We start from the raw sequence: 23,560 nt of genomic DNA, 5'->3' as shown, positions 1-23,560 counted from the left end.
TCCCGTCCGCTGCCCCAGCCAGCCCGTCGTCCACGGCGGCCAGCCCGTCGTCCACGTCAACCAGCCCGTCGTCCACGTCAACCAGCAGAGAGCAGGCCAGCATGACCCGCAGGAACTGGATCCCCGTCACCGCCGTCGGCCTCGCCGCGGTCCTCGTCGCCGGCGGCATCGCCGTCGCGGCGGTCCGACCCTGGTCGGACCCCGCACCGGACGCCGGTGGCGCGTCGACGCCGACCTCCACCACCGCACCGGACGGCACCCGCTCCGCCGCCGAGCTGCGCGCCGCGTTCCTCGACCGGTACGAGCAGGACGGCCGCATCGTCCGCACCGACCAGGGCGACGACACCGTCAGCGAGGGGCAGGCGTACGGCCTGCTCATCGCCTACGCCTCGGGTGACCGTGAGCGCTTCGGTGACATCTGGAAGTGGACGGCGAAGCACATGCTCACCGACGACGACCTGCTCGCATGGCGCTGGACGACCGACGGCGGCATCGCCGACGGGCAGTCCGCGAGCGACGCCGACCTCGACGCAGCCCGGGCCCTCGTGCTCGCCGGGTCGTCGTGGGGGAACGACACCTACACCAAGGCCGGCAAGCGGATGGCCGCCGCCGTGCTCGAGCACGAGACCGCGACGACGGACCTCGGGCGGATCCTGCTGCCCGGGCCGTGGGCGGACTCGGAACCGTACCGGTACGACGCCTCGTACGCGTCGCCCGCCGCCTACCGGGTGCTCGCATCCGCCACCGGGGACGACCGCTGGAAGGAGCTCGAAGCGGGCTCCCGGGCCGTCACGAAGGCCGTGCTCGAGAAGTCCGACCTGCCGAGCGACTGGTCGCAGGTGCACGCGGACGGCAGCGTCGACCCGATGCCCGCCACCGGGAACGACGCCCGGGTGCTGTACGGCTACGACGCGATGCGGATGCCGCTCCGGTACGCCGAGGCGTGCACGAGCGCCGACCGTTCCCTCGCGGCGTCGATCGCGCCGACGCTCCGCCGGACGACGCAGCTCGCGGCGCAGCTCGACCTGGGCGGCACCGCCGTGACCGGGGACAGGAGTGCGCTGGCGTACGTCGCGCGTGCCGCTGCCGAGCAGGCCGCCGGGTCCACCGGTGCGGCCGCGAAGGACGTCGACCGGGCCGACCGGACCGCCGCGACGACGCCGACGTACTACGGCGACGCGTGGGCGGCGCTCGGGGCGACGATGCTCACCTCCGACGTGCTCGGCGGGTGCGCGACCTCGGCCGGAGGCGCGTCGTGACCGGGCGGCGGTCGGCGCGTGGGCCTGCTGGTCCGGTTCGCGGTCTTCGGCGTCGGTGGGTGGCCGTGGGGGCTGCCGCTCTTGCGGTCGTCGTCGCGGGGGCCGTGGTGACGGGGGTCGCGTTCGCCTCCGGATCGGGTTCCGGCCCGGTCGCGGGTGCGTCGGCTTCGTCGTCGCCGTCGCCGTCGTCTGGGGCCGGGTCGTCTGGGGCCGGGGCGTCCGGTTCGTCGGCCTCGGCTGCCGCGGGGGACCGGGACACGACCGGGTTCCAGGACCCGGCCGCACCCGCAGCGAAGTCCGACGCCACCCCGACCCGCGTGACGATCCCGGCGATCGGCGTGGACGCCTCGCTCGAGGACCTGCACCGCGGATCCGCCGGCGAACTGGACCCGCCGAAGGGCTGGGACAACGCCGGGTGGTTCAGCGACGGGATCGTCCCCGGCGAGGTCGGCCCCGCGGTCATCGCCGGACACGTGGACAGCCCCACGAGCGCCGCGGTGTTCTTCCGCCTCGACGAACTCGTGTCCGGCGACGAGATCCACGTCGCGATGTCCGACGGCAGCACCCGGACCTTCACCGTCCAGGACACCGAGCGGGCCTCGAAGTCCGCCTTCCCGACGAGCGACGTCTACGGCACGACCCCCACCCCGCAACTCCGCCTGATCACGTGCGACGGCACGTTCGACACGGCCACCGGGCACTACACGGACAACCTGATCGTGTTCGCATCCCTGTCCGACAGCTGATCCAGCACCCGACCGATACCTTCGACACGGAACTTCGAGGAGCACCATGAGCGAGACCCTGGTCATCATCCCGACCTACGACGAGGCGGAGAACGTCCGCCCCATCGTGTCGCGCACCCTTGCAGCGACCGACGACACGGTGCACGTGCTCGTCGTCGACGACAACTCGCCCGACGGCACCGGCGACATCGCGGACGCGATCGCCGCCTCGACCGATCGCGTCCACGTGCTGCACCGCACCGTCAAGGACGGCCTCGGCGGCGCGTACCTGTCCGGCTTCGCGTGGGGCCTCGAACACGGGTACGACAAGCTCGTCGAGATGGACGCCGACGGCTCGCACCACCCGGAGTACCTGCCGTGGCTGATCGAGCTGGCGGACACGAACGACCTCGTCCTCGGGTCCCGCTGGATCAAGGGCGGCGAGGTCGAGAACTGGCCCTGGTACCGCGAACTCCTGTCCCGCGGCGGCAACCTCTACACACGACTCGCACTCGGCATCGCGGTCCGGGACGCCACCGGTGGGTTCCGGGTGTTCACCTCCGAGGCGCTCCGGCGCATCGACCTCGACGGCATCGCCTCGAAGGGGTACTGCTTCCAGGTCGACCTGTGCTGGCGCGCCCTCGAGGCCGGGCTCCAGGTCGTCGAGACCCCGATCACCTTCACCGAGCGGGAGTTCGGCGTCTCGAAGATGAGCGGGAACATCGTCCGGGAGAGCCTGACCCTGGTCACGAAGTGGGGCATCGACCGGCGCCTCCGCGAGGCCCGGGCGCTCGCCAAGGAGCACAAGCCGCTGCCGTCGGTGCGGCGCAACGCGCACGCGGTGTCCAACCCGATCCACTGACGCTCGCGCGGCGCTCGCGCTCGCGCGGCGCTCGCACTGTCGCTCGCGCTGCGGCGTTTCGCCGGAGTAGTCCCGGAAAGCGACAGCGCTCGGCCGGATTCCGGTCGAGCACTGTCGCTTTCGCGCACCACTCCGGCCCCTCGCCCGAGCGGCACGGAGCGTGACTACCGCAGCACGACCACCCCGCGCCCGGTGAACCGGACGCAGTCGGTCGCGACCGAGGCCTCACCGAACGCGTACAGGACCTCTCCGGTCGCGCCGGGCACCGGGACCTCCGCTGCGTCGTCGAGGAAGTTCACCACGACGTGCACCGGTGCTGCGGTCGGCCCGAGGAGCCCGCGCGTGAGGACGAGCCAGCGCCGTTCCTCACTGATGCGGACGGCGTTCGCCTCGTAGCGGTCGTCGACGAAGGCCTCGTCGGTACGCCGCAGCGCGACGAGGACCCGATACGCGCGGAGGATCGCCGTGCCCCGGTCCGACGTCACGTCGGACCAGTCGAGCTTCGAGTTCTGGAACGTCGACGGGTCCTGCGGGTCCGGCACGACCGACTCGTCCCAGCCGTGCTCCGCGAACTCCGCGATCCGTCCTTCTGCGGTGGCCTTGCCGAGTTCCGGCTCGGGGTGCGAGGTGAAGAACTGCCACGGGGTCGTCGCGGCGAACTCCTCGCCCATGAAGAGCATCGGCGTGAACGGGCCGAGCAGCGTCAGGGCCGCCGCGATGACCAGGCCCTCGTCGGACAACGATGCGGCGAGACGATCGCCGGCCGCGCGGTTGCCGATCTGGTCGTGGTTCTGGTTCGCGACGACGAGTGCCGTCGCGGGGGAGGTGCCGCGGTCGATGGGCCGCCCGTGCCGCTTGCCGCGGAACGAGGACCACGTGCCGTCGTGGAAGAAGCCGTCCCGCAGCACCTTTGCAAGCGCCGACAGCGGGGCGAAGTCGGCGTAGTAGCCGTTCGTCTCCCCGGTCAGCGCCACGTGCACGGCGTGGTGGAAGTCGTCGGACCACTGCCCGGCGAGCCCGTACCCCGCGGCTTCGCGGGGCCGGAACATGACCGGGTCGTTGAGGTCCGACTCCGCGATGAGCGAGAGCGGCTTGCCGACGAAGGACGCGTACGCATCCGTCTCCGACGCCATGTCGGCCAGCACGTGCGGCCGGGAGGTGTCCCGGATCGCGTGCACCGCGTCGAGCCGGAGCCCGTCGACGTGGTGGTCCCGGAACCACATCCGCACGTTGTCGAGGACGAACCGACGGACCTCCGGGTGCTCGACGTTCACCGAGTCACCCCACGTGTTCGCGAGCCCCTGCACCAGGTACGGCCCGTACAGCGGCAGGTAGTTGCCGCTCGGTCCGAGGTGGTTGTAGACGACGTCCTGGATGACGCCGAGGCCCAGCGCGTGCGCGGTGTCGACGAAGCGGTCGTAGGCGTCCGGGCCGCCGTACGGTGCGTGCACCGCGTACCAGGCAACGCCGTCGTAGCCCCAGTTCCATTCCCCGTTGACGCCGTTCACCGGCAGGAGCTCGACGAACTCGACACCGAGCTCCACGAGGTGGTCGAGCTGTTCGGCGGCTGCGTCGAGCGTGCCCTCGGGGGTGAAGGTGCCGACGTGCATCTCGTAGATCACCGCGCCGCGGGCCGGCCGACCGGTCCACGACTCGTCGGTCCACGCGAACCGCGCCGGGTCCACGACCTCCGACGGACCGTGCACGCCGTCCGGCTGGTACCGGCTGCGGGGATCGGGGCGGACGGCGTCGTCGTCGCCGATGCGGAACCCGTACCGGGCACCGACCACGGGGACGATCTCGTCGGTGCGCCACCAGTCGTCGTCGCCCCGGGTCAGCGGGTACTCGGTGCCGTCGACGACCAGGTGGACCCGCTCGGGGTCCGGCGCCCACACGGCGTAGCGGTCGGGTGCGGTCATGCGTGGCCCTCCAGGATGTCGATCTCCGCCTGTTCGGGCGTCTCGGTCGAGTCGGTCCGGCTCGGATCCGGCGTCGGTGCGGTCTCAGCCGGTCGGGAGGCGCGCCCCGCGTCCGCCCCGGTCGCCGCGTCGGCGACGTGGCCGGTCTCGTCCACGTCCGCCGCCGGGACCAGCAGGGCCACGGGGTAGGTGGTGAGCAGCTCGGACAGTGCGATGCCCCTGGTGGCCGGGACGGGCCTCCCGGTCAGGAGGTCGACGCGGTCGACGGGAGCCGGGTGGACGAGCGTGTCGCCCCACCCGCCGACCCGTGCCAGCCCGATCGGGAGTCGGGTGGCGACCGTGACGGCGCCGCCGCGGTCGAACGCGACGACGTGGTCGGCCGCGCTGCCGGTGGCCTCGATCGGGAGGTACCGGGTGAACAGCTCCGGCCGGTCACGGCGGAGGCGCAGGGCACGGCTGGTGACCAGGAGCTTCGCCGCGCCGTCGATGCCGACGGACGGCAGGACCTCGGGCCCGTCGTCGTCGGGGCCGTCGAGCTCGGCGAGGAGGTGCCGGCGTTCGGCGTAGTCCACCGGGCGCCGGTTGTCCGGGTCGACGAGGGAGCGGTCCCAGAGCTCGGTGCCCTGGTAGACGTCCGGGACGCCGGGCGCGGTGAGCTGGACGAGCTTCACGCCGAGGCCGTTCGACCAGCCGGCAGCATCGACCCGCTGGTCCAGGTCGTCGAGCAGTGCGACCACGGCGGGATCGTCGAAGGACGCATCGACGAGCGCGTGCATGCGGCCCTCGAAGTCCTCGTCCGGTTCCGTCCAGGTCGTGCTGTTCCCCGCTTCGCGTGCGGCCTTCTCGGCGTAGGCGTGCAGTCGTTCGCGCGAGGCCGGACGGGCGCCGACGATCGCCTGCCAGAGCAGGTTCGCGAAGACCTCGTCCTCGAGCGGGGCGAGGGCGTGCAGTCGCTGGAAGGTCTCGGTCCACTCGTCTCCGAGCTCGGCGAGCACCGCGATCCGGGCGCGGGTGTCCTCGCTGCGCTTCGTGTCGTGGGTGGTGAGCGTCGTCATCGTGTGCGGCCAGCTGGCGAGCCGCTCGCGCTGCGCGGCGTGGAACTCGTCCGGACCGACCGAGAAGATGCTCGGGTCGCCGCCCACCTCGCTCAGGGAGCTGAGCTTCGCGGTGCGGTAGAAGGCGGTGTCCTCGACGCCCTTCGCCATCACCATGCCGCTGGTCTGCTGGAGCCGGATCGCGGCGGCGTTCGACGGGTCGACGAGCGCCGGGGCGATCCGGTCGATGACGTCGTCGAGGTCGGGGCGGGTCTCGGCGGCGAGCTCGAGGGCGGTGAGGAGGTGGTGCGCGCCCTCGGGGAGGTAGGTGCGGTAGACGTCGAACGACGCGATGACCTCGGCGAGGGCATCGACGACGCGGGCGTGGTCGAGGTCCTGCGCGGTGCCGTCCGCCCCGAGGAGTCGCGCGAGCCGCTCGACCTCGCTGCCGAGGATGCCCTCAGCGATCCCGCGCCGGGTGTCGTGCGTCAGCGCCTGCCAGTCGGCGGGCTCGGCGTCCACGGTCGCCCAGAGCGGTTCCTCACCACGGGGGTCGACGAACAGCCGGTCGACGATGCCGAGCGCGTCGTAGCCGGTCGTGCCGTCCACCGGCCAGCTCGCCGGGAGCTCCTCACCCGGCTCGAGGATCTTCTCGACGAGCGTGTAGGCGCCGCCGGTCAGTTCGTGGAGGTCCTGGAGGTAGCCGGCCGGGTCGTACAGCCCGTCCGGGTGGTCGATCCGGAGGCCGTCGACGAGGCCGTCCCGGAACCACTCCCCGACGAGGACGTGCGAGGCCGCGAAGACCTCGGGGTCCTCGACGCGGATCGCGGCGAGGGTGTTCACCGCGAAGAACCGGCGGTAGTTCAGGTCGTGGTCGGCGCGCTTCCAGTGCACGAACTCGTAGTGCTGCCGGGCGTGCACCGCGGCGACGGCGTCCGGGCCGCTGTCGTCGTCGTGCACCGTCCCGGGTGCGGTCGGGTACGCGGTCGTGCCGACGAGGAGCACGGCGGGCTGCCGGGTCGTGTCGAGCGTGACGGCGTCCAGCAGCCGGTCGTCGAGCACCGGGATCCGGATCTTGCCGTCGCCGGCCTGCCAGTCGACGTCGAACGCCGGCGCGACCGGGGAGCCCTGGCCCTGTTCGAGCAGGGACCACCACCACGGGTTGCTCTCCGGCGTCGCGACGCCGACGTGGTTCGGGACGACGTCCACCAGCACACCGAGGTCCGCCGCGTGGGCCGCCTCGGTCAGGGCGCGGAAGGCGTCGTCCCCGCCGCGCTCGGCGTCGATCCGGGTGTGGTCGACCACGTCGTAGCCGTGGTTCGAGCCGGGCTCCGCCTGCAGCACGGGGGAGAGGTAGAGCCAGTCGGCGCCGAGGTCCCGCACGTAGTCGACGACGTCGGCCGCCGCGGCCAGGTCGAAGTCGGGCGAGACCTGGAGCCGGTACGTCGACACCGGCACACGGCTGGTCACCGCGTTGCTCCGCCCTGGGCGGTGCCGCTCGGAGCCGTCGATCCGGCCGGGTTCGCCGGGGTCACCGCGTCCTGTGGTGCGCGCGGTGCCGGGGCGCCGGCGGTCTGGGTCTCCGCGGGGGTGACCGTGACCTCGTGGTCGGGTTCGGCGCGGAGCACGATCATCGAGCGGGCCGGGACGTCGAGCGGCGTGCCGGCGCCGAGGACTTCCTCGCGCGCGCCGGGGTCGGCGGTGTCGATCCGGACGGTCCAACCCGGCGAGTACTCCTCCGGGGGCAGCGTGAACGTCACGACGTCGTCGTGCGCGTTGAAGTACGTGATGAACCCGACGTCGGTCACCCGGTCCCCGCGGGAGTCACGCCCGCGGATGCCCTCGCCGTTCAGGTACATGCCGACGCTCTTGCCGAATCCGGAGTCCCAGTCCTCGGGCTCCATCGCGTCACCCGACGGGGTCAGCCACACGACGTCCGGCAGCGGTTCGTCCTGCCCGCGGCGCACCGGGCGCCCGTTGAAGTACCGGGTGCGACGGAACGTCGGGTGGTCGTGCCGGAGCTTCGTGACGTCGGCCGTGAACTGGATGAGGTCGTCGTCCGCCGTGTCCCAGTCGATCCAGCTCAGCTCGGAGTCCTGCGCGTAGACGTTGTTGTTGCCGGACTGCGAGCGGCCGAGTTCGTCACCGTGGGCGATCATCGGGACGCCCTGGCTGAGGAGCAGCGTCGCGATGAAGTTCCGGCGACGCTGCAGCCGGAGCGCGTTCACCGCTTCGTCGTCCGTCGGGCCCTCCACTCCGGAGTTCCACGACCGGTTGTGGCTCTCGCCGTCGTTGTTGTCCTCGCCGTTGGCTTCGTTGTGCTTCTCGTTGTAGGCGACGAGGTCGTACAGCGTGAAGCCGTCGTGCGCGGTGATGAAGTTGATGCTCGCCTTGGGGGTGCGGCCGTCGTGCTCGTAGAGATCGGCGGAGCCGGAGATCCTGGAGGCGAACTCGCCGAGGGTCGAGGACTCGCCCCGCCAGAAGTCGCGCACGGTGTCGCGGTACTTGCCGTTCCACTCCGACCACTGCGGCGGGAAGTTGCCGACCTGGTAGCCACCGGGGCCGACGTCCCACGGCTCGGCGATCAGCTTCACCTGGGACACGATCGGGTCCTGCTGGACGAGTTCGAAGAAGGCCGAGAGCCGGTCGACCTCGTAGAACTCACGGGCCAGCGCCGACGCGAGGTCGAAGCGGAAGCCGTCGACGTGCATCTCGGTCACCCAGTACCGGAGCGAGTCCATGATGAGCTGCAGCGAGTGCGGGTGTCCCACGTTGAGCGAGTTGCCGGTGCCCGTGTAGTCCATGTAGTAGCGCTTGTCGTCGTCCATCAAGCGGTAGTACGCGGCGTTGTCGATGCCGCGGAACGACAGGGTCGGGCCCATGTGGTTGCCCTCGGCGGTGTGGTTGTAGACCACGTCGAGGACGACCTCGATCCCCGCACGGTGGAGCTCGCGCACCATCGTCTTGAACTCCTGCACCTGCTGGCCCTGGTCGCCCGAGGACGAGTAGTGCGAGTGCGGCGCGAAGAACCCGATGGTGTTGTAGCCCCAGTAGTTCGAGAGGCCCTTGTCCTGCAGCGTCGAGTCGTTCACGAACTGGTGCACGGGCATCAGTTCGAGCGTCGTGATCCCGAGTCGCTGCAGGTGCTCGATGACCGCCGGGTGGGAGACGCCGGCGTAGGTGCCACGCTGGTCTTCCGGAACTGCCGGGTGCGTCTCGGTGAGGCCCTTCACATGGGCCTCGTAGATCACGGTCTCGCCGTACGGGGTGCGCGGTGCGCGGTCGCCCTGCCAGTCGAAGAACGGGTTGATCACCACGCCCTTGACCATGTGCGCCGCGGAGTCCTCGTCGTTCCGGGAGTCCGGGTCGCCGAACGTGTACGAGAAGAGGGACTGGTCCCAGTCGATCTCGCCGCTCGTCGCCTTCGCGTACGGGTCGAGGAGGAGCTTCTCCGGGTTGCAGCGTGCGCCGGTCGCCGGGTCGTACGGACCGGTGACGCGGAAGCCGTAGAGCTGTCCGGGGCCGACGTTCGGCAGGTACGCGTGCCAGACGTACGCGTCGACCTCGACGAGGGGAACGCGTTCCTCGTTGCCGTCCTCGTCGAAGAGACAGAGCTCCACGCGCTCTGCGACCTCGCTGAACAGCGCGAAGTTCGTGCCGCTGCCGTCGTAGGTCGCGCCGAGCGGGTAGGGGTTGCCGGGCCAGGTGTGCAAACGATCCTCCTGAGATGGGTCCTGCCAAAGGTATCGACGGGTCCCTGTGCTGTCCGCCGCGCACGCAGGTCTGTGGGCGAACGGCGTCCATCCACAGCGGAGTAGCGTCGCCGGCATGGCCAACATCGTCACGCAGATCGCAGACAAGGTCCGTCCCATCGGCGTCTCCACGAACTACGGGGAACCGGTCGAGGTCGGCGACCAGACACTCATCCCGGTGTCCCTCGGGTGGTTCGGCTTCGGGGGCGGCGGGGACGGCGACGACAACGGTGGCGGCGGGGGCGGCGGCGTCTCCGTGCCGATCGGCGCGTACATCCGTCGCCCGGGCAAGGACCTCGAGTTCGAGCCCAACCTCATCTCGCTCGTCGCCGTCAGCATCCCGCTGGTCTGGGTGACCGGCACGGTGCTCCGGAAGCTCGTCCGCGTCCTGAAGAAGTAGCCCCCGTCACAGGGCCGAGGGCAGCGGTACACTGCCAGGACACACACGGGAGTCCGGGATCGCCGGGCTGAGAGGGAGCGAGCAGCGCTCCGACCGTCGAACCTGATCCGGGTCATGCCGGCGCAGGGAGGAGTCCTGACAGATGCCTACGAGCACGCCGTCCACCGTCCGAACCACCCCCACGTCCGCCGCGCCGAAGCGGTCGCTCCGCTGGCGGGTCGTCGACATCGTCGTCGCGAGCGTGCTCGCCGTCGTGGTCGGCGTCGTCTTCAAGCTCTGGGAGTTCGGCTACGAGCCCCTCTCCGCAGCGGTCGCCCTGCTGCTCCCCGGGACCCAGGCGCTCTTCGGCGGCGTCTGGCTCCTCGCCGGACCCATCGTCGCGCTCGTCGTCCGGAAGCCCGGCGCCGCGCTCTTCGCCGAGATCGTCGCGGCCAGCGTCGAGGCGCTCCTCGGGACGCAGTGGGGCTGGAGCACCCTCGAAGCGGGCCTCGTGCAGGGCCTCGGCGCCGAGATCGTGCTCGCGCTGTTCCTGTACCGCGTGTACCGCCTCCCCGTGGTCGTCCTCGCCGGAGCCGCAGCCGGCCTCGCCATGGGCATCAACGACTCGGTGCTCTGGTACTCGGGCTACGACGCCGCGTTCAAGACCGTCTACATCGTCTGCGGCACGATCTCGGGTGCCGTGATCGCCGGCATCGGATCGTGGCTGATCGTCCGGGCACTCGCGCGCACCGGGGTGCTGTCCTCCTTCGCGGTCGGTCGCGAGCACACCCGACGCCGTCCCAGCTCCTCGGCAGCGTGAGCACGCCGGGCGTGCACCCGGCCCGGATCGCGTTCCACGACTGGGGCTGGCGGTACGCCGATCGCGACGCCTGGGCCGTCCGCGGCGTCGACCTCGTCGTCGAGCCGGGGGAGCGCGTCGCGATCGTCGGTCCCTCCGGCGCCGGGAAGTCGACGCTCCTCCGGGCCGTCGCCGCGGTGCTGCCGGACGAGCCGGACCCCGAGGACGACACCGCCGCCTCCGCGCAGGGCACCGTGCTCGTCGACGGAGCGGCACCCGAGTGCGTCCGCGGCCGCGTGGGACTCGTGATGCAGGACCCCGAGGCGCACACCGTGATGTCCCGCGTCGGCGACGACGTGGCATTCGGGTGCGAGAACACCGGCGTCCCGCGTGGCGAGACGTGGGAGCGGGTCCGGTCGGCACTCGACGTCGTCGGGCTCGACCTGGCGCTCGACCGGTCCACCACGATGCTCTCCGGCGGGCAGCGGCAACGGCTGGCGCTCGCCGGGGTGCTCGCGATGCGCCCGGGTGCCCTCGTCCTCGACGAGCCGTGCGCGAACCTCGACCCCGCGGGCGTCACCCAGGTGCACGACGCCGTGGAGGCCCTGCTCGCCGACACCGGCGCGACCCTCCTCGTGGTGGAGCACCGGATCGGCACCTGGCTCGACCTGGTCGACCGTCTCGTGCTCCTCGAGCCCGGCGGAGGTGTGGTCGCCGACGGGCCGCCCGCCGAGGTGCTCGTGGCCCACGGCGCCGCCCTGACCGCGGCCGGCGTGTGGGTCCCCGGTACCGAACCCGCGAGGGGTTCCGCGCGCACACCCGCTCGCACTCCGGGTCGAGCGGGCGAAACACCCGGGTCCGCCGCGGCCCTCACCCGGGCATTTCGCCCGCTCGAGTCCGCGCCCGGTCGAGCGGGCGAAATACCGGCGTCCGCCGAGGCCCCCACCCCGGCATTTCGCCCGCTCGACGGGGGCGGCCCGCTCGACGAGGGCGGCCCGCGCGAAGCGCCCGACGCGGCGCTCCTCGTCGCGGAGCGACTCGGGACCGCGCGGGGCAAACGGCAGCGCGTCGGGAGCGGCATCGACCTCCGGGTCCGCGCCGGCCGGGTCCTCGCGATCACCGGGCCGAACGGCGTCGGCAAGTCCACGCTCGGCCTCACGCTCGCCGGACTCCTCCGCCCCGCCGACGGCACCCTCCGTGCGACCGAGGCCCTGAGCACCACCACCGCCACGACCGCCCCGCACGCCTGGTCCAGCCGCGAGCTCGCCGCCCGCATCGGCACCGTCTTCCAGGACCCCGAGCACCAGTTCGTCGCCCGCACCGTCCGCGAGGAACTCGCCGCCGGCCCGAGGGCCCTCGGCATGCCGGACACGGACCAGCGCGTGGACGAACTGCTCGATGCGTTCGGGCTCCGGCACCTCGCGGACGCGAACCCCTTCACGCTCTCGGGTGGGGAGGCCCGGCGCCTCGCGATCGGCACCGTCGTCGCGACGAGGCCCCCGGTCATCGTGCTCGACGAACCGACCTCGGGGCAGGACCGCGCGACGTGGCAGGCGGTGGTCGACCGGCTCGGAGCCCTTGCGGACGCCGGGACAGCGGTGGTCGCCGTGACCCACGACCGCGACCTGGTCCGGGCCCTGGACGCGGACGAACTCGTCCTGAGCGCGACGGGCGCGACGGGCGCGACGGGCGCGACGAGCGCGACGAGCGCGACGAGCACGACGAGCGCGACGACCGCGCCCGCGCCCACCCGACCCCGGTCCGAGGTCCCGCGGTGACCGCCCCCGCGACGCAGGCGAGCCCGTCGAGCCGAGCCGAGCCTCCCGTCCGCCCCGTCCGAGGCGTGCGCGCCGTCCAACCGGTGGCCACGCTCCTCGGCGTGCTCGGCCTCGGCCTGTGCCTGGTGCTGAGCCTCGACGTGGTGTCCGCCGCGGTCGCGCTGGGACTCGAGCTCGCCCTGCTGCCGATCCTCCGCATCCCGGTGCGGACGCTGCTCCTCCGGACGTCTCCGGTGCTCCTCGCGGTCCCCCTGACCGGCGTGAGCATCGCGCTCTACGGGCGGGCCTCCGGACGGGAGTGGCTCGACCTCGGCTTCGTCCACGTCACCGACGGGTCCCTGCTGCTCGCGGTCGCGACGATGCTCCGTGTGCTCGCGGTGGGGGTGCCGAGCATCGCGCTGTTCATCCGGGTGGATCCCACGGACCTCGCGGACGGGCTGGCACAGATCCTGCGGCTGCCGGCCCGCTTCGTGCTCGGAGCGCTGGCGGCGATCCGGATGATGACGCTCCTGGTCGACGACTGGCGGCAGCTCGCGATGGCCCGGCGGGCACGGGGACTGGCGGACACCGGGCGGCTGCGGCGTGGTGCCTCGATGGCGTTCGCGCTGCTGGTGCTGGCGTTGCGACGGGCGACGACCCTGGCGGTCGCGATGGAGTCGCGCGGGTTCGGTGCGCCCGGTCGTCGGACGTGGGCCAGGCCAGCCGGGTTCGGCGGGCGCGAGTGGGCGATGATCGCGGTGCTGGTCGGGATCGGCCTGGTGTCGATCGCGGTGTCGGTCGCTGCGGGGACGTGGCGTGGCTGAGTCGCGCGAGGTCGGCACCGGCCGCACCGGCCCCGTCGGTCCCGTCGGGCCCGTCTGCCCCGTCGGCCCCGTCCACACCGGCCTGGAGGCTCGCCCCGGCCCCGGCCCCGGCCCCGGCCCCGCAACGGAACTCGCCTCGCGCGCACGGTCGGCTGCTCGGGCATCCGGCCGCCGGTCCGTCATCCTGGTCGACGGGCGCTCCGGGACCGGCAAGACCACGCTCGGGAACGCCCTGGGCGACGAGCTCAGATGCCGGGTCGTGCACCTGGACGACCTCTACCCGGGGTGGGACGGCCTCGCCGACGCTGCCGAGGCCGTGGTCCGCGACGTCCTCGGACCGCCGTCGGGGTACCGGCGGTGGGACTGGGAGACGTCGGCGCCCGCGGCGTGGGTGTCGCTCGAACCCGGCGCGCCGCTCGTCATCGAGGGGTGCGGGTCCCTGTCCCGCGCCTCGGCACCGTTCGCCACGCTCCGGGTGTGGATGACCGCCGAGGACGGGCTGCGCAAGCGGCGGGCGCTCGACCGGGACGGCGCGGTGTTCGCGGCGGAGTGGGAGCGCTGGGCACTCCAGGAGGACGCGTTCATCGCGGCGGAGGACCCGCGCGCATCGGCGGACGTGGTGCTCGGGACGTAGCGGGCTGGTGGCGTTGCGGTCTTGCTGGCGTGCTGGCTGGCTGGCCGGTTGGCTCGCTACGCCCAGCCGAGCTCGTGCAGGCGCTCGTCGTCGATGCCGTACCAGTGGCCGATCTCGTGGACGAGCGTGGTGTGCACCTCGTCGCGGAGCTCTTCCTCGGTGTCGCACTCCGCCAGGTGCTGCTTCCGGAACACCACGATCCGGTCGGGCAGCTCGCCGAAGCCGTACTGCCCGCGCTCGGTCTGGGCGACGCCGTCGTAGATGCCGAACAGCTCCGAGCCGTCCTCCGGTTCGTCCTCGACCACGAACACCACGTTGTCGAGGCCGTCGACCATCTCGTCGGGGAGCAGGTCGAGCTCGTCGGTCACGAGGGCCTCGAACGCGTCGGCGGACATCTCCATCACGGCACGATCGTGGCACATCCGCCTGGACGACGACGAAGGCCCCCGTCTCGCGACGAGGGCCTTCGGGCGTGTTCATGCATTTCGGTCGTGCTCATGAACATTGGGGTGAGTAACGGGGCTCGAACCCGCGACCTCCTAGACCACAACCAGGCGCTCTACCAGCTGAGCTATACCCACCATGTCCGCCCGGCGTGCCGGGCAACCACTCAATAGTAGTACACGCAGGAGGGTCCTCGGGACACTACTCGGCGGTCTGCTCCGCGCCGGCGTCCGCGGTCTGTGCGCTCGTGTCCGCGCTCTGCTCCGCGCTGGCGTCCGCGGTCTGCGGCGCCAGGCGGGGTGCCCACGACTCCACCACCTCGGCCGAGATCGCCTTCACGTCCTCCGTCGTCGGCCCCGGCTCCGCGACGAACCCGGCGCGGCGGTAGTACTCGAGCTCGCGGATCGACTCGAGGATGTCCGCGAGCGCCCGGTGCCCACCGTGCTTCTCCGGCGCGTTGAAGTACACGCGCGGGAACCAGCGGCGGCAGAGCTCCTTGATGCTCGACACGTCGACGCTGCGGTAGTGCAGGTGCCCGTCGACCCGCGGCATGTACTTCGCGAGGAAGGCACGGTCGGTCCCGATGGTGTTGCCGGCCAGGGGTGCTGAGCCCTCGGCGGGGACGTGGGCGAGGATGTACTCGAGCACCTGGTACTCGGCGTCCGCCAGGGACACGCCGTTCGGGATCTCCTCGATGAGGCCCGACGTGACGTGCATGTTCGTCACGAACTCGTTCATGTTGTCGAGAGCCGACTGGTCCGGCTTGATCACGATGTCGAACCCGGGGTGCACGGGGTTCAGGTCGAAGTCGGTGATGACCACGGCCACCTCCACGAGTTCGTCGACCTCGATGTCGAGGCCCGTCATCTCGCAGTCGATCCAGACGAGGCGGTCATTCGCGGTTGCCATGGCAACGATCCTATTCCCGGCCGGGCGGGGCCCTGGACCCGACCGCTTGGAGGCCCGGTGCCGGCCCGCCGCGCCCGCCCGGGCCTCCAGGCGGTCGCCACCCCGCTGCCGGGCCTGCGCCGCGGCTGCGCTCGCCCGCCCGCCTCGTCGAACGGGCGAAATGCCCGGGTGGCCCGCTCGGCGGACCCGGGCATTTCGCCCGCTCGTGCGCCCGCCCGCAAGCAGGGCTCGCGCCCCGGGCCGATCCCGTCCTCCGGGACGACGAACGGGCGAAATCCCCGGGTGGCCCGCTCGGCGGACCCGGGCATTTCGCCCGCTCGTGCGCCCGCCCGCCAGCCGGGTGCGCGCCCCGGGCCGATCCCGTCCTCCGGGACGACGAGCGGGCGAAATGCCCGAGTCGACCTCGTGGTGGACCCGGGCATTTCGCCCGCTCGACGGAACGCGCGCTCACGCGGTTCGGACGGGACCCGCCCGCGAACCCGAACGCGAACGGGAACGAGGCGCTGCGCCGCGCCAGCGCGCGCCAGCGCCGCCCGCGCCCTACGCCATCTCGCCCGCGCCGATGGCCTCGGCCTCGACGGGCTCCGCCTCCGCGCCGTCGTCGACCCGCCGCAGCACCCGAGCGGTCACCAGCGTGACGACGAACGCGACCGTGACCGACGCCCCGGCGAACACGTAGGCAGCCGAGGGTGAGTACGCGTCAGCGAGGAGCGTGGCGACCGGCGGGGCGATCGCGCCACCGATGAAGCGGACGGCCGAGTACGCGCTCGACGCGACGGAACGGGGGAGGTCCGTCGCCTCCATCACGCACTCCGTGAGCACCGTGTTGAGGACACCGAGCACGAGTCCGCCGATGACCACGCAGATGATGAGCCCGACCTGCGACCGCACGACGATCGCGGCGGCGAAGAGGTCCAGCGCGAGCAGGGGCAGCGCGATCCGCAGCACCGTCGTCCGACGGAGCCGGGCGGTGAGCATCGGCGCGACCCAGACCGAGGTGATCGCCAGGCCGACGCCCCAGCCGAAGAACGTGAACCCGATGCCGAGCGCCCCGAACCCGAGCGGGAAGGGCGTGTAGGCGAGCAGGACGAAGAACCCGATGTTGTAGAACAGCGCGGTCGCGGCGAGCGCGGCGAGTGCCGGCCGGGCGAGTGCACGGAACGGCGCGGAGAGCTTCGTCGGGGTGGGCTTCTCGAGGCCGGAGGACTTCAGCAGGACGACGATGGCGATGAACGCGACGGCCATCAGGGTCGTGACGCCGAAGAACGGACCGCGCCAGCTGATCGAGCCGAGCAGGCCGCCGACGAGCGGGCCGATCGCGATGCCGAGGCCGAGCGCGGCCTCGTACAGGATGATCGCGGAGGCTGTGCCGCCGGATGCGGCACCGACGATGGTGGCGAGCGCGGTGGAGATGAACAGCGCGTTCCCGAGTCCCCAGCCGGCGCGGAAGTCGATGATCGTCCACACGTCGTTCGACACCGCGGCGAGCACCGAGAACACCACGATGAGGGCGAGCCCGATCATCAGGGTCTTCTTCGCACCGATGCGGCTCGAGACCCAGCTGGTGAAGAACATCGCGACGCCGGTGACGGCGAGGTAGCTGGTGAACAGGAGCTCGGTCTGTGCCGGGGTCGCCTTGAGGGACGCCGCGATCGCCGGGAGGATCGGGTCCACCAGGCCGATGCCCATGAAGGCGACGACGCAGGCGAACGCGATCGCCCAGACCGCCTTGGACTGCTTCAGGATGCTGCCCTTCTGCGAAGGAGCGTGGGCAGGGGCGTGCGCGTTCACGCGGTGATCTCCGTTCTGGTCCTCGATGCGATGAGGGCCGATGCTTCGTGCAGGACGTCCCACTGGTCGTCGTCGAGGTCCGCGAACACCGGGCCGACGGTGCGCGTCAGGGTGACGCGCCACTCCGCCAGGCGGGCGATCCCCGCGTCGGTGATCTCGATGAGCTGGCCGCGGGAGTCCCCGGGGTCGACGGACCGTGAGACGAGGTCGTCGGCGAGCATGCCGGCGACGAGGCGGGTCATGGTGGGCTGGGACACGCGGGACGCCTTCGCGAGTTCACCGAGCCGGAGCGGCTGGTCGGTCTCGAGGATGCCGAGCGTGCGCCACACCGCGGGGGACGTCGTGTTCCCCGTGGACTGGACGGCGGTGCGGATCAGGCGGTTCACGGACACCAGGAGCGTCTCGATCGTCTGCTCGCGCGATGTTTCCATAGCAGAACTATATAGCGTGGCTATGAATCAGGCAACAGGTCGCCCCTGGTAGACAAGAGGCATGAGCGACATCACCATCCACGAGGGCGACGAGTACACCGCCATCTTCCACCAAGGCCCCTTCGACGGGACGACGGACACCCGCACCGCCACCGGCGACGCGGTCGAGGACGAGGTCACGGTGTTCGCGGACGTCGAAGGCCTGCAGACCGCCTTCACCTACAAGGCCACGCACACCCGTCAGGTCCTCGACCAGACCTCCGTCGACTACACCTGGGTCCCGAGCGAGTCCGACCCGGTCGACGACCTGCAGGACCGCGGCGACCGCAGCGGCGAGTTCGACCGGGAGTAGTCCGACCCGCCCCGACGTTGCAGGACGACATGCAGCTCGACCTCTGGACCTCCGCCTTCTGTGCGCCGTGCGCCGCCGCCCGCCGGGTGGCAGCCGACGCAGCGCGGCTCGTCCCGGGGCTCGACGTCGTCGAGCGTGACGTCGCGGCACACCCGGACGACGCAGAAGACCTCGGCATCCGGTCCACCCCCACGATCATCGTGCGGCGGACGGACGGAGCCGAGGTCTTCCGTTCTCCCGGGGTCCCGTCGCGCGATCAGCTGCTGATGGCGGTCGCGCGCGCCGTCGACTGACGGCTCGGCTGCTCGCGGCTGGTTGCGTTCCAAACGGGCCGGACGGGAGGCTCGGATCACCTTTCCCACGCGCTGACCGCCCGACGGTGGTCACCGCGAGCGCGTGACCGTCGCCGTGCGCGTCTGCGCCGGCGTCGCCGTGCGCGTGCGCGCCGGGTTGCGCGGGCGCCGCTCGAGCGTGCGCCGGGTTGGGCGTGCGCCGGGTTGGGCGTGCGCCGGTCGAGCGGGCGAAATGCCCGGGGCAGCGGCCGGGGCGACCGGGGTGTTTCGCCCGCTCGGCCGAACGGGCGAATCACCCGGTTCGCGACAGGGGTGAGCGCGGGTTGAGCGTGCGCCGGTCGAGCGGGCGAAATGCCCGGGTCCGCGGCCGGGGCGACCAGGGTGTTTCGCCCGCTCAACGGGGCGGGCGGGTCGGAGGCCGGCGGAGTGACGGTGTGCGAGCTCACCGCGGGGAGCGCGGCTCGATCGGTAGGGTCGTCAGGTGCTCGGAGCAGAAGACGTCCTCGACCCACCGCCGCGGCGTGTGCTCGTGGCCGGGACCACCGGCGTCGGCAAGACGACCACAGCGGGGCGGATCGCTCGGGCGCTCGGCATCCCGCACACCGAGATCGACAGCCTCTTCCACGGAAGGGACTGGGAGCCGCGTCCGACGTTCGAGGCGGACGTCGACGCCTACTCCGCCGAACCTGCCTGGGTCACCGAGTGGCAGTACAGCCAGGTACGGGCGATGCTGGCAGCCCGGGCCGACACCCTCGTCTGGCTCGACCTGCCGGTCCCGGTGGCGTTCTGGCGGCTGCTGCGGCGGACGGTCCGTCGTCGTGTCCGTCGGATCGAGCTGTGGAACGGGAACGTCGAGCCCCCGCTCTGGACCTTCTTCACGAACCGCGACCACATCATCCGCTGGGGGATGCGCACACGGCGGAAGATGCAGCAGATGGTCCCGGCGGTGGAACGGACGGCACCGCACCTGCGCATCGTGCGGCTCCGCTCCCGAGCGGACGTCGACGCGTGGGTCGATCGCCTGCCGCGCCCGTCGGAATAGAATCGTGGGCGTCCGCCTCCGTAGCTCAGTGGATAGAGCAGGTGGTTTCTACCCACCGTGCCGCGGGTTCGATTCCTGCCGGGGGCACCGACGACGAGGGCCGCCATCCGATCGGATGGCGGCCCTCGTGTCGAGCTGGAACGGATCGACTACTCGTCGTCCTCCGCGCGGCGACGCAGCTCGTTCGCGCTGATCGGCTGCGTGTGCGACGCTTCGGAGGTCTCGTTCGAATCGGCGGGCTCGACGGGCGCGTCCGCGATCCGAGTCGGCACCGAGGTGGTGTTCGGCGTTGCGGCGGCGTCGATGGGGCCCGCGGTGAGCTTGCCCGGCTCGTCGCCTCGTACGTCGTTGCGCGGCGCGTCGTCGACGACGTCGGCGTTGTCGTCATCCGACTGGTTCGACGTGGGAGCCGGGGACCGGGGCGACCCGAGCGCCGGGCGCACCGGGGTCTGGTCGTCGCCGTAGGGACGCGTCACCCCGTCGCCGTACGACCGCGTCTGACCGTCCGAGATCGGAGTGGTCGCGTTCGGGTCCGTCGTCCGGACCGGGGTGCCGGCGTTCCGGGTGGCACTGAACGCAGCGGCCCCGGCCGGCGCGACCGCGGCCGCGGACGCGGCGGCTGCGGGGGTGCCCTGCGGGGCGGGGGAGGGAGTGCCTCCCGGGCGGGGTGCAGCGGGGCGGAGCGACGTCGTCGTGGGAGTCGGGGCGGGCGTCGTCGGTGCCGCTGCCGGACGCTTGGCGTCCGTCTGGTCGGCGCTCCAGTCCTGCTGACGCTTGATCAGGTCGGCATCCGGGTCGGGCGACTCGAACTTCCAGCGCTCGAGGTCGCTCTTGAACAGCTTGCGGGCGCGACCGGGACGGGCCTGCCAGTCGAGGAGGCGGTCACGGAACTCCGCGAGCGACTGTTCCGCCTGGAAGCTGAAGGTCGAGGAGTTCTTCTTGATGTCGGCGATCTCGTGCTGCGCCCAGTTCGCCGCGAGCGGCGCGCCGGCGATCGGCAGGAGTCGGAGACGGATGTCGGCGTCCTCGGCGAGGTGGTCGGCGTAGTTCCGCTCGTCGTGCCCGAGCGTGCCCCACGTCGCGGCCTTGCGCGCGGCGGAGATGATCGCGGCGACCGCCGCGTTCTTCGATTCGCGCTCCTGCAGCGACACGACGCGCTTGGTGGCGCCGCGGCCGATGAGCGCCGCGACGACACCGGCCACGATGATCGCCACGAAGGGGATCAGCGCTCCGGAGATCACGCGCCAGCCCGTGTCCGACGCGGTCCAGTCGATGAAGTCGTTCCACCAGTCCATGCGCGCACCATATCCACGTGTGGGTCAGTTCCAGGGGAGATCGGGCGGCGTTCCGTCCATCCGGTCGCACTTGATTCCAATGTGGAACATCATGCGGGAGGCGTCAGGATCACCAGCGGAGGCAGTCCACGGCGTCGTCCGCGGACCACACGTTGGGGAGTTCGACGAAGCGGCGTTCGGCAGCGACGTACCGACGCGCCCGGTAGGCGGTGTCGCCGGCGACGTCGACGCGGTCGACGTAGCCGACGATCTCGCCGTTCGCACGGGTGACGCGGGCGAGGTCGTCCCGCACGTCGAGGATCCGGAGGTCGCCGCGGGAGCGGGCGACGGGGTGCGCAGTGCGGATGCGCAGGCTGGGTTCGATCGTGGTCTGCATCGTGGTGCCTCCTGTTCCGTGTCGGTGACGTTCGTGTCGTCGACGCCGAGGTCGGTGACGTTCGGGTCGGTGTGGTGACGACGGTACGGGCGACCACCGACACGCTGGAGGTCAGCTGGACGACCGGGGAACAGTGCAGACCCGAAGTGTGTTGTGGAGGAGGTGTCCCCCAACTCGGAGCTCTCCGGAGCCCAGGAAGGCTAGGTTGTGCCCATGACCACGTTCGTGCTCGCAGGTGGATGTTTCTGGTGTCTCGACGCCGTGTACCGCACGCTCCAGGGTGTGCAGGACGTCGTGTCCGGCTACATCGGAGGGACCGTCGAGGACCCCTCGTACGAGCTGGTGTGCACCGGCAGGACCGGGCACGCCGAAGCCGTCGCAGTGACCTTCGACGAGTCGGTCATCCCCGCTGACGTCATCCTCGACGTCTTCTTCACGCTCCACGACCCGCGCCAGCTCAACCGGCAGGGTGCCGACGTCGGCACGCAGTACCGCTCGGCGATGTTCCCCGCGGACGACGAGCAGCGCGCACTGTTCGAGAAGGCGATCGAGCGCGCGTCGGACATCTGGGACGGCGGGATCGTCACGACGATCGAGCCGCTCACGACGTTCTTCCCGGCGGAGGACTACCACCAGGACTTCTTCGCGAAGAACCCCGGCCAGGGCTACTGCCTCGCGGTGGCGCTGCCGAAGGTGAACAAGGTCCGCAAGGCCTACAGTCAGTACATCCTGGCGTCCTGAACCACGGGCGTCGGAGCCACAAGGAGGTGGTCGCACGATGACGAACAACACGACGACGACGACGACGAACGACACGACGACGGCAGGGACCTGGGTCGCGGTCGGACCGGCGGGCGCGGTGGGCAGCATCCACCGCGCGCCGGACGGCTTCCGGGTCGAGCTCTACGGTCACCGTGGCGCCAGGAGCGGGACGTACCCGACCCTGGAGACGGCGAAGGGCGCGGTCCACGCGGCACTCGGACCGCTCGCGTCGCGTCCGGAGTTCCACGCGCACTGACCGGTGACGGTCCGGTGCGTCCCGGCAGGACCGGCCTGGAGGCTCGGGGGACTCCTCCTCCACAGGTCACCTGATCGGGTCAACACCCCACACATCGAGCCTCGGCCCGCCTCGGCGGTCCGGGGCTCGATGACGATCGGTGCATGAACGACACCATCACCATCTGCGGCATCGTCGCGACCGAGCCGCGTCACCTCGTCACCGAGACCGGCATCGCCATCACGAGCATGCGTCTGGCATCGCCGTCCCGTCGCTGGGACCGTGCCAACGCCACCTGGACCAATGGTCCGACCAACTGGTTCACCGTCACGGCCTTCCGCTCCCTCGCCGCGAACGCGCACAAGTCGCTGAAGAAGGGCGACCGCATCATCGTGACCGGGCGGGTCCGCATCCGGACGTGGGAACGCGACGGCCGCGGCGGGACCTCGATCGAGATCGACGCCGAGGGCCTCGGGCACGACCTGGCGTGGGGGATCAGCAACTGGATCCGGGTCCCGCGCCACGCCTCGGAAGCATCGGCGGCGCCGGGGAGCAGTCCGCGGGTGAACCTCGCCACGGGAGAGGTCGGCGGAGCCGACGCCGGACCGCGTGCCGAGGTCGGATCGCGGGATGCCGGATCGCGGGATGCCGATGCGCAGCGCGATGCCGACGCGCAGCGCGACGCCGACGCGCACCTCGGCGGAGGCCATCACGACGAGCTGCCCGAGGCCGCTGCGGCAGCTGCCGCAACGGATGCACTGCACGGCGACGACGTGCATCCCGCCTTCGCGCCGCCCGCCGACCTCGACGTCGCATGAGCGTCGGGTCGGCGGTCACGCTGGGGCGCGGGTTGCTCGCACGCCGCGGGCCGCTCGGCGCGCTGCTCGGCGGACCGCTCCGCGGACTGATGCGCGGACTGATCCGCGGAGCGGACCGCCCGTTCCTAGTACGCCTGCGCGATCATCGCGATGCCGGCCACCTCGGTCGTGTCCCAGTTGCCGCCCTTCGGCAGCCCGGTGACCCGGCCGTCGATCCAGAAGCTCGCACCCTGGTTCTTCGCGGAGTTGAACTGCCGCGCCTTCAGCCCGTGGAACGAGAACCCGGTGTTCCAGGTCCCGGCGAGACCGATCTGGCCCGGGTGCGCGCCGACCGTGATCTTCACGTCGCGGATCGACGAGTGCACGACGTCCCCGTTGAGCCGCGCGTTGCCCTCGGCGTTGAAGAAGAACCGGCCCTGCAGCTTCATCGACACCGCAGCGATCGTGTGCCCGTTCACCAGGAACGTGGCGACGTCGTTCTGGTACCACCGCATCTGCACCGGGGTGAGGTTGTGGGACGCCGCGCCCAGGTACCCGTACGTGAACTTCCCGTTCTGCACGCGCTCCCAGATGTAGCGCGGGTTGCCCTTGCTCGTGGCCGAGCCCTTGTCGGACTGGATCCCCACCGCGAAGGCGTTGTTGTGGGCGTCGTGCACGTTGATGTACGACGAGTACCCGGTCCCGGAGCCGTTCTCCGAGATGTTGGCGGAGTACACCATGTACGGCGTCCCGTGCGGGGCGACGGTGGCGGCGGACGCGGACGCGCCACCGGGGACGACGAGACCGACGAAGAGGGCGAGTGCCCCGACGGCGGGCAGGACGATGCGACGAAGTCGAGTGGTCGACATGAACGTGTTCCTTCGGTCAG

The 23,560-nt window shown here is 71.6% G+C and carries 24 protein-coding genes, 2 tRNA genes and 1 riboswitch; of the genes, 15 read left to right on the top strand and 11 right to left on the bottom strand.

Annotation, left to right across the window (positions count from 1 at the left end; all coding sequences use genetic code 11):
* The first annotated feature begins 101 nt into the window (after positions 1-101).
* The 3 genes from EDF27_RS09865 to EDF27_RS09855 all read left to right on the top strand — a co-directional run bounded on the left by EDF27_RS09865 (position 102) and on the right by EDF27_RS09855 (position 2,846).
* A complete protein-coding gene (locus EDF27_RS09865) occupies positions 102-1,259 on the top strand; it encodes a glycosyl hydrolase family 8 (RefSeq protein WP_132048577.1) in 1,158 nt (385 codons plus the stop codon).
* A 65-nt stretch (positions 1,260-1,324) separates the two neighbouring features.
* On the top strand, positions 1,325-2,005 hold the full coding sequence (locus EDF27_RS09860; RefSeq protein ID WP_132048575.1) for a class F sortase: 681 nt from the start codon (positions 1,325-1,327) through the stop codon (positions 2,003-2,005).
* A gap of 46 nt (positions 2,006-2,051) precedes the next feature.
* Positions 2,052-2,846, top strand: coding sequence for a polyprenol monophosphomannose synthase (locus EDF27_RS09855; protein ID WP_132048573.1), 795 nt, complete (start codon positions 2,052-2,054; stop codon positions 2,844-2,846).
* A 164-nt stretch (positions 2,847-3,010) separates the two neighbouring features.
* On the opposite strand, the gene treZ is transcribed toward EDF27_RS09855, so the two are convergent.
* The 3 genes from treZ to glgX are packed head-to-tail and all read right to left on the bottom strand — an operon-like array spanning position 3,011 to position 9,512.
* Positions 3,011-4,765: a malto-oligosyltrehalose trehalohydrolase gene (treZ, locus tag EDF27_RS09850; protein ID WP_132048571.1), complete on the bottom strand. Its 1,755-nt coding sequence runs from the start codon at positions 4,763-4,765 to the stop codon at positions 3,011-3,013.
* Positions 4,762-7,269: a malto-oligosyltrehalose synthase gene (treY, locus tag EDF27_RS09845; protein WP_132048569.1), complete on the bottom strand. Its 2,508-nt coding sequence runs from the start codon at positions 7,267-7,269 to the stop codon at positions 4,762-4,764. Before treY ends, treZ begins: the two co-directional genes overlap by 4 nt.
* On the bottom strand, positions 7,266-9,512 hold the full coding sequence (gene glgX / locus EDF27_RS09840; protein ID WP_132048567.1) for a glycogen debranching protein GlgX: 2,247 nt from the start codon (positions 9,510-9,512) through the stop codon (positions 7,266-7,268). The genes treY and glgX overlap by 4 nt, the downstream gene beginning before the upstream one ends.
* A gap of 115 nt (positions 9,513-9,627) precedes the next feature.
* Between glgX and EDF27_RS09835 the strand changes: the two genes are divergently transcribed.
* The 5 genes from EDF27_RS09835 to EDF27_RS09815 all read left to right on the top strand — a co-directional run bounded on the left by EDF27_RS09835 (position 9,628) and on the right by EDF27_RS09815 (position 13,944).
* Positions 9,628-9,951, top strand: a complete 324-nt coding sequence (locus tag EDF27_RS09835; protein ID WP_123654016.1) for a hypothetical protein — start codon at positions 9,628-9,630, stop codon at positions 9,949-9,951.
* 36 nt (positions 9,952-9,987) lie between these two features.
* Positions 9,988-10,097, top strand: a riboswitch (TPP riboswitch).
* On the top strand, positions 10,094-10,750 hold the full coding sequence (locus tag EDF27_RS09830) for an ECF transporter S component (RefSeq protein ID WP_132048565.1): 657 nt from the start codon (positions 10,094-10,096) through the stop codon (positions 10,748-10,750). (Overlaps the previous riboswitch by 4 nt.)
* A complete protein-coding gene (locus tag EDF27_RS20110; protein WP_243698293.1) occupies positions 10,747-12,507 on the top strand; it encodes an ABC transporter ATP-binding protein in 1,761 nt (586 codons plus the stop codon). Before EDF27_RS09830 ends, EDF27_RS20110 begins: the two co-directional genes overlap by 4 nt.
* 83 nt (positions 12,508-12,590) lie before the next feature.
* Complete coding sequence (locus EDF27_RS09820; protein WP_243698292.1) at positions 12,591-13,310, top strand: energy-coupling factor transporter transmembrane component T; 720 nt, start codon at positions 12,591-12,593, stop codon at positions 13,308-13,310.
* Positions 13,303-13,944 carry an ATP-binding protein gene (locus tag EDF27_RS09815; protein WP_243698291.1) on the top strand — a complete coding sequence of 214 codons (642 nt, stop codon included), beginning with the start codon at positions 13,303-13,305 and terminating at the stop codon, positions 13,942-13,944. The genes EDF27_RS09820 and EDF27_RS09815 overlap by 8 nt, the downstream gene beginning before the upstream one ends.
* A gap of 56 nt (positions 13,945-14,000) precedes the next feature.
* On the opposite strand, the gene EDF27_RS09810 is transcribed toward EDF27_RS09815, so the two are convergent.
* From EDF27_RS09810 to EDF27_RS09790, 5 genes are all read right to left on the bottom strand, one after another.
* On the bottom strand, positions 14,001-14,345 hold the full coding sequence (locus EDF27_RS09810; protein WP_123702917.1) for a metallopeptidase family protein: 345 nt from the start codon (positions 14,343-14,345) through the stop codon (positions 14,001-14,003).
* 104 nt (positions 14,346-14,449) lie between these two features.
* A tRNA-His gene (locus EDF27_RS09805) sits at positions 14,450-14,525 on the bottom strand.
* Positions 14,526-14,589: 64 nt separating this feature from the next.
* Entirely contained in the window at positions 14,590-15,297 is a 708-nt protein-coding gene (gene orn / locus EDF27_RS09800) for an oligoribonuclease (protein ID WP_165931438.1), read from the bottom strand.
* Between the two features lie 540 nt (positions 15,298-15,837).
* Positions 15,838-17,088 (bottom strand): MFS transporter, encoded by a 1,251-nt coding sequence (locus EDF27_RS09795; protein ID WP_123654011.1) that lies wholly within the window; start codon positions 17,086-17,088, stop codon positions 15,838-15,840.
* Positions 17,085-17,519 (bottom strand): MarR family transcriptional regulator, encoded by a 435-nt coding sequence (locus EDF27_RS09790; protein ID WP_123702915.1) that lies wholly within the window; start codon positions 17,517-17,519, stop codon positions 17,085-17,087. Before EDF27_RS09790 ends, EDF27_RS09795 begins: the two co-directional genes overlap by 4 nt.
* Positions 17,520-17,580: 61 nt before the next feature.
* Between EDF27_RS09790 and EDF27_RS09785 the strand changes: the two genes are divergently transcribed.
* From EDF27_RS09785 to EDF27_RS09770, 4 genes are all read left to right on the top strand, one after another.
* Positions 17,581-17,871: an oligoribonuclease gene (locus tag EDF27_RS09785; protein ID WP_123702913.1), complete on the top strand. Its 291-nt coding sequence runs from the start codon at positions 17,581-17,583 to the stop codon at positions 17,869-17,871.
* 29 nt (positions 17,872-17,900) lie between these two features.
* Complete coding sequence (locus EDF27_RS09780; protein ID WP_132048561.1) at positions 17,901-18,164, top strand: thioredoxin family protein; 264 nt, start codon at positions 17,901-17,903, stop codon at positions 18,162-18,164.
* Positions 18,165-18,645: 481 nt separating this feature from the next.
* Positions 18,646-19,206 (top strand): AAA family ATPase, encoded by a 561-nt coding sequence (locus EDF27_RS09775; RefSeq protein WP_132048559.1) that lies wholly within the window; start codon positions 18,646-18,648, stop codon positions 19,204-19,206.
* Between the two features lie 14 nt (positions 19,207-19,220).
* Positions 19,221-19,293 (top strand) — tRNA-Arg (locus EDF27_RS09770).
* Between the two features lie 62 nt (positions 19,294-19,355).
* On the opposite strand, the gene EDF27_RS09765 is transcribed toward EDF27_RS09770, so the two are convergent.
* Positions 19,356-20,501 carry a hypothetical protein gene (locus EDF27_RS09765; RefSeq protein ID WP_132048557.1) on the bottom strand — a complete coding sequence of 382 codons (1,146 nt, stop codon included), beginning with the start codon at positions 20,499-20,501 and terminating at the stop codon, positions 19,356-19,358.
* A 109-nt stretch (positions 20,502-20,610) separates the two neighbouring features.
* Positions 20,611-20,877, bottom strand: a complete 267-nt coding sequence (locus EDF27_RS09760; RefSeq protein ID WP_123654005.1) for a hypothetical protein — start codon at positions 20,875-20,877, stop codon at positions 20,611-20,613.
* A 213-nt stretch (positions 20,878-21,090) separates the two neighbouring features.
* Here EDF27_RS09760 and msrA point away from each other — a divergent pair, with 213 nt between their 5' ends.
* The 3 genes from msrA (at position 21,091) to EDF27_RS09745 (ending at position 22,692) form a co-directional block, all read left to right on the top strand.
* On the top strand, positions 21,091-21,618 hold the full coding sequence (gene msrA, locus EDF27_RS09755; RefSeq protein WP_123654004.1) for a peptide-methionine (S)-S-oxide reductase MsrA: 528 nt from the start codon (positions 21,091-21,093) through the stop codon (positions 21,616-21,618).
* A 37-nt stretch (positions 21,619-21,655) separates the two neighbouring features.
* A complete protein-coding gene (locus tag EDF27_RS09750) occupies positions 21,656-21,895 on the top strand; it encodes a methyltransferase (protein WP_132048555.1) in 240 nt (79 codons plus the stop codon).
* Positions 21,896-22,038: 143 nt separating this feature from the next.
* Complete coding sequence (locus EDF27_RS09745; RefSeq protein ID WP_132048553.1) at positions 22,039-22,692, top strand: single-stranded DNA-binding protein; 654 nt, start codon at positions 22,039-22,041, stop codon at positions 22,690-22,692.
* A gap of 125 nt (positions 22,693-22,817) precedes the next feature.
* Here the strand turns inward: EDF27_RS09745 and EDF27_RS09740 are convergent, their stop codons facing one another.
* Positions 22,818-23,540 carry a hypothetical protein gene (locus EDF27_RS09740; RefSeq protein WP_123654001.1) on the bottom strand — a complete coding sequence of 241 codons (723 nt, stop codon included), beginning with the start codon at positions 23,538-23,540 and terminating at the stop codon, positions 22,818-22,820.
* Between the last annotated feature and the right edge of the window lie 20 nt (positions 23,541-23,560).

Origin of the sequence: Curtobacterium sp. PhB136 (assembly GCF_004346855.1) — a bacterium.
Classification (GTDB): domain Bacteria; phylum Actinomycetota; class Actinomycetes; order Actinomycetales; family Microbacteriaceae; genus Curtobacterium.
This window is presented reverse-complemented; position numbering and strand designations above follow the sequence as displayed.

What these genes read in the sequence shown, in the direction of transcription:
- EDF27_RS09865 (WP_132048577.1), top strand. Translation starts at nt 102, where the DNA reads ATGACCCGCAGGAACTGGATCCCCGTCACCGCCGTCGGCCTCGCCGCG.
- EDF27_RS09855 (WP_132048573.1), top strand. Translation starts at nt 2,052, where the DNA reads ATGAGCGAGACCCTGGTCATCATCCCGACCTACGACGAGGCGGAGAAC.
- treZ (WP_132048571.1), bottom strand. Translation starts at nt 4,765, where the DNA reads ATGACCGCACCCGACCGCTACGCCGTGTGGGCGCCGGACCCCGAGCGG.
- EDF27_RS09835 (WP_123654016.1), top strand. Translation starts at nt 9,628, where the DNA reads ATGGCCAACATCGTCACGCAGATCGCAGACAAGGTCCGTCCCATCGGC.
- EDF27_RS09830 (WP_132048565.1), top strand. Translation starts at nt 10,094, where the DNA reads ATGCCTACGAGCACGCCGTCCACCGTCCGAACCACCCCCACGTCCGCC.
- EDF27_RS09810 (WP_123702917.1), bottom strand. Translation starts at nt 14,345, where the DNA reads ATGGAGATGTCCGCCGACGCGTTCGAGGCCCTCGTGACCGACGAGCTC.
- orn (WP_165931438.1), bottom strand. Translation starts at nt 15,297, where the DNA reads ATGGCAACCGCGAATGACCGCCTCGTCTGGATCGACTGCGAGATGACG.
- EDF27_RS09790 (WP_123702915.1), bottom strand. Translation starts at nt 17,519, where the DNA reads ATGGAAACATCGCGCGAGCAGACGATCGAGACGCTCCTGGTGTCCGTG.
- EDF27_RS09785 (WP_123702913.1), top strand. Translation starts at nt 17,581, where the DNA reads ATGAGCGACATCACCATCCACGAGGGCGACGAGTACACCGCCATCTTC.
- EDF27_RS09780 (WP_132048561.1), top strand. Translation starts at nt 17,901, where the DNA reads ATGCAGCTCGACCTCTGGACCTCCGCCTTCTGTGCGCCGTGCGCCGCC.
- EDF27_RS09765 (WP_132048557.1), bottom strand. Translation starts at nt 20,501, where the DNA reads ATGGACTGGTGGAACGACTTCATCGACTGGACCGCGTCGGACACGGGC.
- EDF27_RS09760 (WP_123654005.1), bottom strand. Translation starts at nt 20,877, where the DNA reads ATGCAGACCACGATCGAACCCAGCCTGCGCATCCGCACTGCGCACCCC.
- msrA (WP_123654004.1), top strand. Translation starts at nt 21,091, where the DNA reads ATGACCACGTTCGTGCTCGCAGGTGGATGTTTCTGGTGTCTCGACGCC.
- EDF27_RS09750 (WP_132048555.1), top strand. Translation starts at nt 21,656, where the DNA reads ATGACGAACAACACGACGACGACGACGACGAACGACACGACGACGGCA.
- EDF27_RS09745 (WP_132048553.1), top strand. Translation starts at nt 22,039, where the DNA reads ATGAACGACACCATCACCATCTGCGGCATCGTCGCGACCGAGCCGCGT.
- EDF27_RS09740 (WP_123654001.1), bottom strand. Translation starts at nt 23,540, where the DNA reads ATGTCGACCACTCGACTTCGTCGCATCGTCCTGCCCGCCGTCGGGGCA.